This is a genomic window from Bacteroides sp. AM16-13 (assembly GCF_003602705.1).
GTDB classification, from domain to species: domain Bacteria; phylum Bacteroidota; class Bacteroidia; order Bacteroidales; family Bacteroidaceae; genus Bacteroides; species Bacteroides xylanisolvens.
Genome location: NZ_QTLK01000004.1, coordinates 47,193 through 61,481 on the forward strand (window position 1 = coordinate 47,193; position 14,289 = coordinate 61,481).

Consider the following 14,289-nt stretch of genomic DNA (forward strand, 5'->3'; position numbering starts at 1 on the left):
AATTGCAATACGCCACTTCTTCAGCAGAAGCGGCGTATCTTTTTTGTTAGAATATTAGAATGAGAGAGAGTTTATGTTACATATTTGTATTATCCATCGTAACAGTCATTTCGGGTACCAGTATATAGGCTTGTTTTTTAGCGTTCCATTTATAATAATTGGTAGTAACGGTCTTGCCTTCATACGTATAGTTGATGCGTAGGTCTTTTTCCCATTCGTCCTTGTTGTTATTCCACTTTAAGGCTTCGCTTTCAATCATACGTTTATTGTCATCGTACTTGTAGTTGTACTTCATGTAGTTGGCAAGTGTGTTTCCGTCCATTTTGTAAACGGTCTGTCCTACTGTCATACCATTCTCTTCGATTGGATTATAAATCAATTGATTGTCGTAGCTACGTGCAGAAGTAGCAAGCGATACAACAAGAAGAGCTGCAGATAAAACGAACATTTTTAAAGATACTTTTGCTTTCATGGCTATTTAAGTTTTGAGTTATACTTTCATTTGTCTATCAAATGTATTGGTTTTACGCTGCAAATCTACATATTAATTTGGTATTTATGCATTTTAGAAGATGAAATATTGTCAAAATGTCAATGGGTGGGGCGGAGGATAGGTTGCTTTTTGCCAAGATTGGTGACAAAAAAATATCCGGCAGTCAATCTGCCGGATATAGAATGAATCACTTCGTCGAAAAAGGATTCCTTTTTCTAGCTTTCTGGATAATGAGTTAAATAATGTTATTATCTATACTTGCTTCTATTTTGTAAGCGGAAACCCCGGATAGGGTGGAGTCTCCCTGCGCAATTAGTATCTAAAAGATAGCAATTCCTTATTGAGGTGGCCTTTATCCACTTGATGGTTTAATGTGCCTCAAGCCAGTTTTTGCCCCATCCGCAATCTGCTTTCAAGGGGACGTGCATGCGGTATGCTTTCTCCATTTCTTCGATGACAATTTCTTCTACACGCTCTTTTTCATTGACAGGAACGCTGAAGTTTAATTCGTCATGTACTTGTAGGATCATTTTGGCTTGTATTCCTTCGGCCTGGAACCGTTGATAGATACGTGCCATTGCTACTTTTATAATATCTGCCGCACTTCCCTGGATAGGGGCGTTGATGGCATTTCGTTCCGCATATCCGCGTACAACGGCATTGCGGGAGTTGATGTCCGGCAAGAAGCGTTTCCGGTGGAAAATTGTTTCTACATAACCTTTTTCCTGGGCCACCTGAATACTTTTGTCCATATAGGCTTTCACTCCCGGATAAGTTTCAAAGTAACCGTCGATTAGTTCTTTGGCTTCTTTGCGGTCTACATTCATCCGTTCGGCAAGACCAAATACGGATATGCCATAGATGATACCGAAATTGGCAGTCTTGGCTTTACGGCGCATGTCGGAATCTACATCTTTCAGATCAATCTTATAGATTTTGGCAGCGGTGGCAGCATGAATATCGTGGTTGCTAAGGAAAGCATCAATCATATTCTTATCCTCGCTAAGGTGTGCCATAATACGCAATTCGATCTGCGAATAGTCGGCAGAGAAGAAGAGGCAGCCTTCATCGGGGATGAATGCTTTACGGATTTCTTTTCCATTCTCGTCGCGGATAGGGATATTCTGTAAATTCGGGTTACTTGAGCTAAGGCGTCCCGTAGCGGTTACAGTCTGGTTGAAAGAGGTATGCACCCTTCCTGTGCGTGGGTTGATAAGTAGGGGAAGCGCATCGATATACGTGCCCAATAGCTTTTTCAGTCCGCGATGTTCCAGAATCTTTTCTACCACAGGATGTTTATGCCGGAGGCTTTCGAGCACTTCTTCCGAGGTGACATACTGCCCGGTCTTGGTCTTTTTTGCTTTTTCTATAATCTTCAGCTTGTCAAACAAGACTTCGCCGACTTGCTTGGGTGAAGCGATGTTGAAGGTCTCACCGGCCAGTTCGTAGATTTCTTTTTCGATTTGCTCCATCTGGGCGGTGAAATGAGCGGATGATTGTTGCAGTGCTTCCGTGTCCAGCAATACTCCGTTCCGTTCGATATTGACTAATACCGGAACAAGAGGCATTTCTATATCATAGAATAAACGTTCGGCGTCATTCTCTTTCAGCTCTTTCTCCAATACGTTTTTCAATTTCAGAGTGATGTCCGCATCTTCGCAAGCGTACAGATATACATCTTTCGGGTCGAGGTCGCGCATGTTCTTCTGATTCTTTCCTTTGGGGCCTATCAGTTCGTCAATATGGATGGTCTGATAATGCAGATAAATTTCTGCCAGGTAATCCATACCATGACGAAGCTCCGGTTGAAGAACATAGTGAGCGATCATCGTATCGAAAAGCGGACCTTTTACTACTGCACCATAATTTTGAAGAACGATCATATCGTACTTGATATTCTGTCCGACTTTTAACGAATTCTCATTTTCGAAGACCGGGCGGAACTCTTTTACGATTTTTAACGCTTCGTCCCGATCTGATGGAACAGGAACATAAAATGCTTCATTTTCGGCAATGGAAAAACTCATTCCGACCAATTCGGCATCCATTGGTTCGGTTCCGGTGGTTTCCGTATCTAACGAGAGAATTTTTGATGTAAGTAACTTTTGAATGATTACTCTTCTTTTCTCCTCTGTATCAATGAGTTGATAGTTGTGTGGCTGCGATTCTAACGTCTCTAGATTCGATTTTTTTGCTTCATCCGGCTCATTGGGCGTGAAATTCGCAAACAAATCGCCTTGTATTCCGCCTCCTTCTTCGGGGAAAAGTGGAAGAGGAGAGGGGGCGCTTTTTCCGGTGGCTACTTTGCTTCCGGGAGTGGAGGTTATTCCATTTCCGGAAACCTCTTTTTTTAGTACCCGATCGATGAGCGTTCTAAATTCCAGTTCTTCGAAAATACTGCGAAGTGAATCTTCGTCTGCTTCTTCGCGGACAAGAGAATCCATTTCAAGTTGGATGGGCACATCGATTTTAATCGTGGCGAGGAATTTCGAGAAAGTAATCATTTCCCGGTTCGTTTCCACTTTTGTTTTCAGTGCACCTTTCAGTTGGTCGGTATGCTCTAATAAATTTTCGATGCTTCCGAATTCGGAAATCAGTTTTTGAGCAGTCTTTTCTCCTACTCCGGGACATCCGGGGATATTATCCGAAGAGTCTCCCATCAGTCCGAGCATGTCAATCACTTGTGCCGGAGACTGAATGTCAAACTTGGCTTTCACTTCTTCAACACCCATCACTTCGAAACCTCCTGTGTGCTTGGGACGGTACATAAATACCTTGTCGCTTACCAACTGTCCGTAATCTTTGTCGGGAGTCATCATATAGGTGGTGATACCTTGGCGGCCGGCTTCGGTGGCAAGCGTACCTATCACGTCGTCGGCTTCGTAGCCTGCAACTTCCAGAATAGGGATGCGGTAAGCACGAATAATATCCTTTATAATAGGTACGGAAAGACGGATCGCTTCCGGAGTTTCTTCACGCTGCGCTTTATATTGTTCGAAAGCTTCGTGGCGGAAGGTAGGTCCTGCAGGGTCGAAGGCTACTCCTATATGAGTGGGATTCTCTTTTTTCAGCACTTCTTCGAGGGTGTTTACAAAACCCAGTATAGCTGAAGTGTTGAATCCTTTGGAATTGATTCTTGGGTTCTTAATAAAGGCGTAATACGCCCGGTATATCAGTGCATAAGCGTCTAAAAGAAATAATTTATTACTTGAATCCATAGATTTAATTAATTTTTCATGGTAAAAGTACAAAAAAATACGGTATTCAGCGTTTTATTATTACTTTTGTGCTCAAATTGTGTAATTAATGGACAGCATCTCACTCATCAGAACTCCGATTGAAGCAGAACTGAGAGACTTCAAAGAACTTTTTGATAGTTCTCTCTCCAGTTCAAATGCATTGCTCGATAGTGTCGTATCTCACATACGGCAGAGGAATGGTAAGATGATGCGTCCTATTCTTGTTTTGCTGGTGGCACGTCTTTATGGTGCTGTATGTCCTTCCACTCTTCATGCAGCTGTTTCATTGGAACTTCTTCATACAGCCAGTTTAGTACATGACGACGTCGTGGATGAAAGTACCGAACGCCGTGGACAACTCTCGGTGAATGCTATCTTTAATAATAAAGTAGCCGTGTTGACGGGCGACTATCTACTGGCAACCAGTCTGGTGCATGCCGAACTGACGAATAGTCACCGCATTATTCAACTGGTGTCTACTCTTGGGCAGGATCTTGCTGACGGTGAGTTGCTTCAGCTTTCAAATGTAAGTAATCATAGCTTTTCTGAGGAGGTTTACTTTGATGTAATCCGTAAGAAGACTGCCGCTCTTTTTGCCGCCTGTACGAAAGCTGCCGCTTTTTCGGTAGGTGTAGGGGAGGGAGAAGCCGAACTAGCTCGTTTGTTGGGCGAATATATTGGTATCTGCTTTCAGATAAAAGATGATATTTTCGATTACTTTGATAATAGAGAGATTGGCAAACCGACAGGTAATGATATGCTTGAAGGTAAACTGACATTGCCCGCTTTGTATGTATTGAACACAACAAAAAACGATGAGGCGCAAGAATTGGCAATCAAGGTAAAGGAGGGTGCAGCTACTCTCGATGAAATTGCCCATTTGATCTCGTTTATCAAAGAAAACGGGGGCATTGAATATGCCGTTCAGACGATGAATGTATATAAGCAAAAGGCTTTTGATTTACTGGCTTCTTTGCCGGAATCTGATATTTGTGTAGCTCTCCGGGCTTACTTGGATTACGTGGTAGACCGCGAAAAATAGTTACTTCCTGTGCCTGCCCAGGAGTGAATAGCACGATAATAATCGATCCCAATCTTCTATCTTTCCCGATTTCATCGCTTTTCCTAAAAGGAAACTCTTGTCTATTTCTTCAGCTGTATGAAGATCTAACGAACATAATTGGGCTGCTTGTTCTATGTACTTCCAGGCTTGTTCTTTGCTGATGTGCCCGCATGTTTGGGAGGCGCGCGCCAAGCTGACAAGCAATCCCATGTCCCATCCGATAATCCCTTTTTCTAAGTCATTTATCCATATAATCGGGTCTCTTCTTTCCTCTGTATATTTCACGAATTTGTATAGATTCTTTCCTTGCTGAATGAAGCGTTCTACTCCGAAAAAGCGCTTTTGGATGATACTTTCGAACTCGTTGATGTTCTCTGTGGAGAGCAGATAGGGGAGCATAATCTGGTAGGAGACCCTGTCTCCTTCGTTAATCAGGAACTGGAATAATCCAGTGACGGACTCGGTATTGGTGCAGTGGAACTCTTCTGTCAGCAGTCTGGATAGCTTTTGTGGATGGACTCCGGTCTCCATGGAGTTGAGATAGAAGCCTTGCAGTCCGGCTTCCATATAACCGATGCGTAGTCCCTTCTTTTTCTCTGTTCCGAGGATGAGATTCAGAGGGTTGTGATTGAATCGTAAGGTTCTCGTGTAAGCGTCCATCCTTAATACCTCCATAAAGTTCATGAAAAGCGTGAGAACTGTTGCCATGTATTTTCCTGAGGCTTCGGCAAGCCGTTATGAGTATACAAGCAACAGTCCCACGCCCCATTCGATATATAACAAAATTATATACATGAAGGTGCGTGAGACCCGTTTGCTTATTACCATTCATAACTTTGAATTTTGCCGAATTCCAGGAACTGGTAATAAATGAAACGTTCTCTAATATAACTAATTAGCTATATTTTCATCGCTAAACCATTTACAAAGATAATTATTTTTCCGAATTGCCCAGTAACTATCTTTAGTTTTTCTTAAATAAAAAATACCGCGTCGATTCCCGTGATACGGGAGTCGCGCGGTAAGGCGTATTTGATTGCTAATGTAGCCTTTAATTTTTAGAAGAACTTGATTTCTTCGCCTTTGATGTCGGAAAGGAGGAGGTTGGCTAAACGGCTGGTTCCCAAGCGGAACAGTTGATTATCCAGCCATTCTTCACCTAATAGTTCTTTTACAATAGTGTAGTAAATAATCGCATCGTTAACGGTGTTGATACCACCTGCCGGTTTGAATCCAATCTTGATTCCTGTCTTCTGATAGTATTCTTTGATAGCTTCACACATCACGTAAGCGGCTTCTGGCGTGGCGGCAGGCTGCTGCTTTCCGGTAGATGTCTTGATGAAGTCTGCGCCCGAATACATGGATAGGATAGAGGCTTTCTTGATGTTGGAAGCACTCTTTAATGCGCCTGTTTCGAGGATTACTTTAAGGTGGTGTTCCTTGCAAACTTCTTTTAGTTCCTGTATTTCTTCGCACATTCCTTCGTAGTCTCCGCTAAGGAACTTGCCGATGGAAATCACAATATCTATTTCGTCTGCACCGTCTGCAATGGCCAGTGCTGTTTCTGCCACTTTCACTTCAATGAATGTCTGTGAAGAGGGGAAACCTCCTGATACACAGGCGATATTGACTCCGTCTACTTCCAGCGTGTTTTTAACGATGGCTGCAAAGTTGGGGTACACACAGATGGCTGCTACGTTTTTCAGATCAGGATATTCGTCGTCAAACTGATTGACTTTTTCAGTAAAGTGCATCACGCTTTCGTCGCTGTCCGTACTGTTCAGGGTGGTCAGATCAATGCAGTTGAACAGGAATTTCTTAACGTCTTCCGTGTTGTTCTCCGGCACTTTTTTCTCAATCAATTCAGCTACGCGAGCTTGAATATCTGCATCGCTCAGATTGGTATTATACTTTGCCAATGCGGCCTTGTACTTGTTGGGCTGTGAGTTATTCTCTTCCATGATCTTTCAGTTTTGGGTTGTTGATATGTCTTTTATTATCTCGTTTCGTTTTCTTCTCCATGCTTTTCCGGAAAGCGTCAGTGATGTCTACTCCCGTCTGGTTGGCGATGCAGAGAAGCACCCATAAGACGTCTGCTATTTCTTCATCTATGTTGTCTTTTTCTCCTTCCTTGAAGGATTGGTCGCCATATTTGCGGGCCATGACACGGGCCAGTTCTCCTACTTCTTCCGTCAGGACTGCCATATTGGTCAACTCGCTGAAGTAGCGGACACCGTATGTTTTCACCCATTGGTCCACTTGTTTCTGTGCTTCTTCCAGAGTCATTTTTTTAATGATTAGTGATTAATGATTAGTATGGAATATCTATTCTTTGTTTTTGGTATCCATGCATATAGTAACAGGACCGTCGTTTAAAAGTTCAACTTTCATGTCTGCTCCGAAGATTCCTGTGCCTATTTCTTTTCCCAGTGCACCGCTTAAATCTTTGCAGAATTGCTCGTAGAGTGGGATAGAGATATCCGGTTTGGCAGCTTTGATGTAGGAGGGGCGATTTCCCTTTTTGGTAGAAGCGTGTAGCGTGAACTGGCTGATAACTAAAATTTCGCCTCCATCTTCTAAAATAGACTTGTTCATCACCCCATTTTCATCGTCGAAGATACGTAGATTTACTATCTTTTTGCAGAGCCAGTCGATGTCTTCCTGCCCGTCTGATTCTTCGATGCCAACTAATATCAGCATCCCTTTTCCGATGGACGATTTGCAGTGTCCTTCAATGGTTACTGACGCATGGCTTACCCGTTGTATAACTATTCGCATTGTTATTTATTCTATTTCGTGGTTAGGAAAGGCAAATTTACAAAATTCGAAAGAGAAAACGGTGTGTTGACAGGAAAATATTATAAGGTTTTGCCGAAAGCTTTAATGGCTTATTATTTAGGCACGGATTACACAGATTGCACGGATAACGCGGTTTTTAGTAATTTAACCGTGAAATCCGTGCAATCTGTGTAATCCGCGGCTAAAAATGATAGGAAGATAACTGGCTCCACTCCGCCGGCTTCTTATTCATTTTTTGATGATTCATTGTTTAATCCCTCTTTTACGGTCTTGGCTTTCGCTTCTCCGATGATAACGGCAATCTCCTCAAAAGAGGCTTCTTTTATTCGTTTTACGCTCCTAAACTCTTTCAAAAGTGCTGTTTTTGTCTTTTCTCCAATACCTTTGATATTATCCAGTGCGGACGCAACTTGTCTTTTGCTGCGTTTATCACGATGGAAACTAATAGCAAAACGGTGTACTTCATCTTGAATCTGTGTCAGCAGACGGAATAATGGGCTTTGCTGTTTGATACCAATCGTCTGCGGAGGAAATCCAAAAAGCAGTTCCGATGTGCGGTGGCGGTTGTCCTTTGCTAGTCCGGCAATAGGAATAGCCAGATTCAGTTCGTCTTCAATGACTTCTCTGACGACCTCCATTTGACCTTTTCCACCATCAGTGATAATCAGGTCGGGTAGAGGAGAATTCTCTTCGATAGCGCGTTGATAACGCCTTCTGACGACCTCTTTCATGGAAGCATAGTCATCAGGCCCTACAACCGTCTTTATATTGTATTTCCGGTAATCTTTCTTTGATGGCTTGGCCTTCTTAAATACAACACAGGCTGCCACGGCATCAGAACCCTGTATGTTTGAGTTATCAAAACACTCGATTTGTAGCGGCGGTCTTTCCAAATGCAACTCTTGCTGAATTTCTTTCATTAAACGCATGCTTCTTTGCTCCGGATTCAATTTTTCCGCCTGTTTTAGGCGATCGGCCTTGTACTGTTTCACGTTTAGAACCGAAAGATCCAGCAATTTCTTCTTATCTCCCCGCTGTGGAACGGTAAATACGACATTGTTTAACTCCAAATCGAGTTCAAAAGGCACTATAATCTCTCTGGATTGGCTTTTATAGCGTTCCCGCATTTCAATAATACCAAGCGTCAGAAGCTCCTCTTTTGATTCGTTCAGCTTCTTTTTATATTCGAACGTGAAAGCCTGATTGATGGCACCATTTGTAATGTGCAGATAATTGATGAAAGCAGAGTTCGACTCGTCCTCTTCGATTGAGAATACATCGATATTGTGCAATACAGCACTTACTACCTCTGATTTGGAGCGGTAACTCTCTATCAGGAGATATTTCTCTTTCACTTTCTGCGCCTCTTCAAACTTCATTTCGCTAGCCAACGTCTGCATCCTTTCCAGCAACATACGACTGATATCTTGTGTATTCCCTTTCAGGATTTCTTTGATTTCATCTATGTTTTTGAGATAATCCTCCTGTGATTGCAGACCGATGCATGGCCCGGCGCAGTTTTTTATATGATATTCCAGACATACATTAAATTTGCCCGCCCGTATGTTTTCCGGACTTAGGTTTAAATTGCATGTGCGCAAGGGATATAAATGCTTTATCAGGTCCAATACCGCATACATTGATGGAATGTGACTGTACGGGCCATAATAAGAGGAGCCGTTCCTGATAACCTTTCTTGTTTTGAAGACTCTCGGAAAGTATTCATTCTGCACGCAAATAGAAGGGTAGGTCTTGTCGTCCTTTAACAGAACGTTGTAGCGCGGCTTATATTTCTTTATCAGATTATTCTCCAGCAATAACGCATCTTCTTCTGTGTTGACTACGATATAGCGAATATCAGCGATTTTACTGACCAGTACTCGTGTCTTTCCCGGCTCATGCTCTTTGCTGAAATAAGAATAGACTCTTTTCTTTAGATTTTTTGCCTTTCCAACGTATATAATCGTTCCTTCCGTATTCAGGTATTGGTAAATACCCGGTTTCTCGGGAAGGTTGGCTACAATCCCTTTCAGATATTCATTGGTTTTGCTTTTGCTTTCCGGTTCTACATTCATAATCGTTAGGTATGAGAGATCGCTAGCTGCTTACTTTTGACATATTCGCTGCAAATAGATGCAAATCCTTTATAAAGTCAATACCGATTCTACTTCTACGTCGTCTCCGAATACTGATTTTCCATTCAGTTCTTTCAGTTCGATGATGAAGTTTACATATACCTTTTTAGGCTTTAATCTTTTCACCAATTCACAAGCCGCTTTCATTGTGCCTCCTGTTGCCAGCAAGTCGTCGTGTAATAGAACTACGTCATTCTCATCCAGTGCGTCTTTGTGAATTTGCACGGTGTCCTTTCCGTATTCCTTGTCATAGCTTTCTTCAATCGTTTCTGCAGGGAGCTTGCCGGGCTTGCGGATAGGAATGAAACCGGCGTTCAGGCGGGTGGCTAAAATCGGTCCCATGATGAAGCCCCTTGATTCTATTCCTACTACTTTGGTGATCCCTTTATCCTTATACATATCAAACATGATGTTTGATAATTCTTGCAGGCACCATGGATCTTTGAATAGGGTGGTGACATCGTAGAATAGGATTCCGGGGATCGGAAAATCGGGTACTTCCCGAATACTTTTGATTAGTGTTTCTTTGCTCATAATCATTGAATTATATCGTTTCTTTAAATGATTTGTTTCACGTGAAACGTTACCGCCTATCGTCCCGAAAGCACGAGCAGTACGTTGATGTCACTTGGAGAGACTCCCGGAATTCTGCTCGCCTGCGCAATCGTCTCCGGATCTATCTTTGCCAACTTTTGCCGAGCTTCGGTGGATAGGGACTGAATGGTGGAATAATCAAATTTTCCTTTGATCTTTATGCTCTCCAAGCGTGCCAGCTTTTCAGCAATCATTCGTTCTCTGTCAATGTATCCTTGATACTTGATTAAAATTTCAGCCGCTTCGAGAATCTCTTCTTTTCGATCTTGATCCGAACTTGTCGCTTTCTCCAGTTCCCGTTGAAACGCCGGAACATGTTCTATTATATTCTCAATTGTCACCTGCGGACGGTTTAGAATTTCTATCAACTTGCATCCCTGACGTAGGGGAGTAGTTCCTATCTTTTCGAGAGCATCATTAATTAATGCCGGTTTCATCGAATAGTTGCGTGCGAAAGAGACGATTTGTTCCACAGCTTCTTTCTTGCTTCTTACCAATTGATAGCGATCTTCCTTTGCCAATCCAAGTTTAAATGCTTTTTCTGTCAGGCGCATATCTGCATCGTCCATGCGAAGCAAAATGCGATATTCTGCACGGGAGGTAAACATACGGTAGGGCTCATCCACACCTTTGGTAACCAAATCGTCGATTAATACGCCAATATATGCTTCGTCGCGAGCTAGAGTAAATGCTTCTCCGCCGTGGCAGTTGATATGCGCATTGATGCCGGCTATCAATCCTTGTCCTCCTGCTTCCTCATATCCGGTAGTGCCGTTTACTTGTCCGGCAAAGAATAGGTTTTTGATAATCTTCGATTCCAACGTATGTTTTAATTGGGTCGGATCGAAGTAATCATATTCGATAGCATATCCCGGACGATAGATAACCAGATCTTTGAAAGCCGGGATTTGTTTCAGTGCCGCAATTTGTATTTCCATCGGAAGTGAAGAAGAGAATCCGTTAAGATATAACTCTTGTGTTGTTTCTCCTTCCGGTTCCAGGAATAACTGGTGCTGGTTTTTATCGGGGAAAGTAACAATCTTGGTTTCGATGCTCGGGCAATAGCGGGGTCCGATACTTTGTATCTGTCCGTTGAATAGGGGAGAATCGGGCAAACCTTCGCGCAAAATCCGATGTACTTCTTCATTAGTGTAGCATGTCCAGCATTGAAGTTGCTTTAAGTGGTGCGTGCTGGTATTCATGAAAGAGAACTTGTGGAAGTCACATTCGCCGGCTTGTGTTTCCATTTGGTCAAAATGAACGCTGCGTGCATCGATTCGTACTGGAGTACCGGTTTTCATTCTTCCATAGGTGATGCCGTGACGGGCGATGGATTCGGTCAATTGATAAGAAGCCGGTTCGGCCATTCTTCCTCCCGGTAATTGATGGCGACCTACGTGCATCAGTCCGTTGAGGAAAGTTCCTGCGGTGAGCACAACGCATTTCGCTTTGAAAGTGACACCCCACGCAGTGACCAATCCGGTAACCTCACCGTTTTCAACGAGCAGTTCGCATACCGTATCTTGCCAGATATGAAGGTTGGGTGTATTTTCCAGTTTCTCCCGCCAGGACCAGATGAACTTAGCCCGGTCGCATTGGGCGCGGGGACTCCACATGGCAGGGCCTTTCGAACGGTTTAGAATTCGGAACTGAATGGCTGTTTCATCTGTCACCAATCCCATTTGTCCACCCAGTGCATCTATTTCACGTACAATTTGTCCTTTGGCGATTCCTCCTACAGCCGGGTTGCAACTCATCTGCCCAATCTTGTTCATGTCCATAGTGATGAGACAAGTCTTGGAACCTAAATTAGCAGCGGCTGCCGCTGCTTCACAACCAGCATGTCCGGCACCAATTACAATTACGTCGTACTTAAAATCCATTCCTATCTTATTTATTATCAAACGCTGCAAAGTTACGGAAAAGTTGCGAGACTTGTATCTTCAAGCTGTTTTTGCTTCTGAAAATCCGGGGAGGAATCCGGCTTGACTGAAAAAATCGCCGTAATTTTGGGTTAGAAATAGGCAGATTGTTCGAAAATAGGTGGCTTTTTGGCTTTTGTGATTGTATGTTTTTGAATAGAATGGTAATAGATTGTGTTTTAAATTCCCTGTTTTGCTTTCTTTTTGTTAGTTGTGTGCTCGCTCAATTATGAATGCAACTAGAGAGTAAAAAGGAGAAATTTGTTGAAAAGACGGATTGTTGTGGGAATAAACGTGAGGTTTACACTCAAAATCTACCCTACGTCTTGACATAAGTCAAAAAAATAAGTCTGAATGTAATTTTTTGCATGATGGCTTTTGCTGTTTTCGTAAACAGCTATACCTTTGCAGTGTAGTTGTGAAACTACTTATATTTTAGGTATTAGAAAAAGGTAATAATTAAAAGGTATTAGTTTATAAAATTAAGGTATTAGATTTTAAGATTAGTTTTTAGGAAAAAGATTGTTTTGATTAGGTATTAGGAGAAAGATGTTTTCAGGTAAAGAGTAAATGAAAGATGAAGAAAAAGAAGAATCCCATTTATGGGGATTCTTTAAAGGTGGAGCGGAATGATTCGCTCTTTTTTTGTACCCTTTTATTTCCAACTATTATTTTCTTTTGCTTTTCATTTGAACTGTATGGTAAGCTCGTTCGAGTTTCTTTTGGGGCAATTTGTTATTTGCCTGGATCCAATTAGTTTCAACCCTATTTGAAACAGTTTGTTTCAAGGTTTGAAACGATTCGTTTCTCGGTGTGAAACAAAGTGTTTCCCGTAATGAAACAGAGTGTTTCAAAGCATGAAACAGATTGTCGTCTTGTGGGATACGAATCGCCGTTCTATAGCTTACGATTGTTTTGTCAGCATTTCTCTTGTCTGACTCATATTTGAAATCAAAAAAATAAAGTCTGGTAGCTATCATAGGACAAGATTCCCGGTAAAATTGAAGGGAAAAACCAAGAAATCAGAGCGATAAATGGTGGTGATAGATGATAGATAAGGTGATAGGTTACCGGCAATCTATCACCATGCTTGAAAGTACTATGAATAAACTGTTTCAAGAAGTCTGGTGATAGATGAAAGATGAAAGTGAAAAAATCTCTATGTATGAGAAAGAACTTTTTTATTTTCTATTTTGTAAGCCGGCAAAGTCTGCGTTTTTGAAAAAAAACAATATATTTGCAATCGTAAATGTCGCAAAAGTAAGTAGTTACGGCGATTTTTATGAATTCTGTTTCCTTTTTTCGCAGGTAATGTGACAGTATGAACGATAAAATTGACACTATAGTAGCGGGAGTAAACCGGAAGGATGAAAAGATGTGGGGCGATTTCTACGATCGTTTTTATACTGCCTTATGTGTTTATGTATCAAAGATATTGCCGGTCCCCGATGCGGTAGAAGATTTGGTACAAGACGTTTTTATTTCTGTATGGGAAGGGAAGCGTACCTTTTCTGATATTAAAGAGCTTACCAATTATCTTTATCGTGCCTGCTATAATAATACCTTATTATATATACGCAATAATCAAATTCATGATACCATATTGAATTCTTTAGCCGAAGAAGAAAGCGTGGAGGACGAAGATATGATTTATGCATTGACGGTGAAAGAAGAAATTATCCGGCAACTCTATTGCTATATCGAAGAACTTCCGTCCGAGCAACGCCGGATTATCTTAATGAGAATCGAAGGACATACATGGGAAGAGATAGCGGAACGTTTAGAAATAAGTATCAATACTGTTAAAACTCAAAAGACACGCAGCTATAAATTCCTTCGTGAGAGGCTGGGCGACTCTGTTCATTCTATTATTCTTTGTTTATTTCTCTAAAAAGATAAAAAGTCAATTTGATACATCTTTATCTTTTTATTGATTACTTAAGATTTGTTTTCTTTGTTAAAAACGAACTGATTCCTTCTGTATTGTGACATAATGTTATATTTTTGCCTCTAAATTCCTCTCCTTTATATTCTTATCTCAAAA

11 protein-coding genes are annotated in these 14,289 nt (G+C 41.8%); 2 read left to right on the forward strand and 9 right to left on the reverse strand.

The features are described 5' to 3' along the window. Positions 1-76: 76 nt before the first annotated feature. Positions 77-472, reverse strand: coding sequence for a DUF3836 domain-containing protein (locus tag DW173_RS03970; RefSeq protein WP_049701521.1), 396 nt, complete (start codon positions 470-472; stop codon positions 77-79). A 389-nt stretch (positions 473-861) separates the two neighbouring features. After that, a complete protein-coding gene (gene polA, locus DW173_RS03980) occupies positions 862-3,711 on the reverse strand; it encodes a DNA polymerase I (RefSeq protein WP_049701523.1) in 2,850 nt (949 codons plus the stop codon). A gap of 88 nt (positions 3,712-3,799) precedes the next feature. Here polA and DW173_RS03985 point away from each other — a divergent pair, with 88 nt between their 5' ends. Continuing rightward, a complete protein-coding gene (locus DW173_RS03985; protein ID WP_008641604.1) occupies positions 3,800-4,774 on the forward strand; it encodes a polyprenyl synthetase family protein in 975 nt (324 codons plus the stop codon). Here the strand turns inward: DW173_RS03985 and DW173_RS03990 are convergent, their stop codons facing one another. From DW173_RS03990 to mnmG, 7 genes are all read right to left on the reverse strand, one after another. Next, positions 4,775-5,455 (reverse strand): DUF1266 domain-containing protein, encoded by a 681-nt coding sequence (locus tag DW173_RS03990; RefSeq protein ID WP_120143923.1) that lies wholly within the window; start codon positions 5,453-5,455, stop codon positions 4,775-4,777. A 398-nt stretch (positions 5,456-5,853) separates the two neighbouring features. Next, positions 5,854-6,756: a deoxyribose-phosphate aldolase gene (gene deoC, locus DW173_RS04000; RefSeq protein ID WP_120143803.1), complete on the reverse strand. Its 903-nt coding sequence runs from the start codon at positions 6,754-6,756 to the stop codon at positions 5,854-5,856. Continuing rightward, entirely contained in the window at positions 6,743-7,081 is a 339-nt protein-coding gene (locus DW173_RS04005) for a nucleotide pyrophosphohydrolase (RefSeq protein ID WP_009041169.1), read from the reverse strand. Before DW173_RS04005 ends, deoC begins: the two co-directional genes overlap by 14 nt. Positions 7,082-7,120: 39 nt before the next feature. Then, positions 7,121-7,573, reverse strand: a complete 453-nt coding sequence (gene dtd / locus DW173_RS04010) for a D-aminoacyl-tRNA deacylase (RefSeq protein WP_004313732.1) — start codon at positions 7,571-7,573, stop codon at positions 7,121-7,123. A 245-nt stretch (positions 7,574-7,818) separates the two neighbouring features. Continuing rightward, positions 7,819-9,669, reverse strand: a complete 1,851-nt coding sequence (gene uvrC, locus DW173_RS04020; RefSeq protein ID WP_120143804.1) for an excinuclease ABC subunit UvrC — start codon at positions 9,667-9,669, stop codon at positions 7,819-7,821. Positions 9,670-9,738: 69 nt separating this feature from the next. After that, positions 9,739-10,269: an adenine phosphoribosyltransferase gene (locus tag DW173_RS04025; RefSeq protein ID WP_004313735.1), complete on the reverse strand. Its 531-nt coding sequence runs from the start codon at positions 10,267-10,269 to the stop codon at positions 9,739-9,741. Positions 10,270-10,319: 50 nt separating this feature from the next. Continuing rightward, entirely contained in the window at positions 10,320-12,206 is a 1,887-nt protein-coding gene (gene mnmG / locus DW173_RS04030; RefSeq protein ID WP_049701526.1) for a tRNA uridine-5-carboxymethylaminomethyl(34) synthesis enzyme MnmG, read from the reverse strand. Between the two features lie 1,360 nt (positions 12,207-13,566). Between mnmG and DW173_RS04045 the strand changes: the two genes are divergently transcribed. Continuing rightward, the gene (locus DW173_RS04045; RefSeq protein WP_004307824.1) at positions 13,567-14,136 is read left to right on the forward strand and encodes an RNA polymerase sigma-70 factor; all 570 of its coding nucleotides are present in this window, start codon (positions 13,567-13,569) and stop codon (positions 14,134-14,136) included. The last annotated feature ends 153 nt before the right edge of the window (positions 14,137-14,289 follow it).

What these genes read in the sequence shown, in the direction of transcription:
- DW173_RS04025 (WP_004313735.1), bottom strand. Translation starts at nt 10,269, where the DNA reads ATGATTATGAGCAAAGAAACACTAATCAAAAGTATTCGGGAAGTACCC.
- DW173_RS03985 (WP_008641604.1), top strand. Translation starts at nt 3,800, where the DNA reads ATGGACAGCATCTCACTCATCAGAACTCCGATTGAAGCAGAACTGAGA.
- DW173_RS03970 (WP_049701521.1), bottom strand. Translation starts at nt 472, where the DNA reads ATGAAAGCAAAAGTATCTTTAAAAATGTTCGTTTTATCTGCAGCTCTT.
- DW173_RS04005 (WP_009041169.1), bottom strand. Translation starts at nt 7,081, where the DNA reads ATGACTCTGGAAGAAGCACAGAAACAAGTGGACCAATGGGTGAAAACA.
- uvrC (WP_120143804.1), bottom strand. Translation starts at nt 9,669, where the DNA reads ATGAATGTAGAACCGGAAAGCAAAAGCAAAACCAATGAATATCTGAAA.
- deoC (WP_120143803.1), bottom strand. Translation starts at nt 6,756, where the DNA reads ATGGAAGAGAATAACTCACAGCCCAACAAGTACAAGGCCGCATTGGCA.
- DW173_RS03990 (WP_120143923.1), bottom strand. Translation starts at nt 5,455, where the DNA reads ATGGACGCTTACACGAGAACCTTACGATTCAATCACAACCCTCTGAAT.
- dtd (WP_004313732.1), bottom strand. Translation starts at nt 7,573, where the DNA reads ATGCGAATAGTTATACAACGGGTAAGCCATGCGTCAGTAACCATTGAA.
- DW173_RS04045 (WP_004307824.1), top strand. Translation starts at nt 13,567, where the DNA reads ATGAACGATAAAATTGACACTATAGTAGCGGGAGTAAACCGGAAGGAT.
- polA (WP_049701523.1), bottom strand. Translation starts at nt 3,711, where the DNA reads ATGGATTCAAGTAATAAATTATTTCTTTTAGACGCTTATGCACTGATA.
- mnmG (WP_049701526.1), bottom strand. Translation starts at nt 12,206, where the DNA reads ATGGATTTTAAGTACGACGTAATTGTAATTGGTGCCGGACATGCTGGT.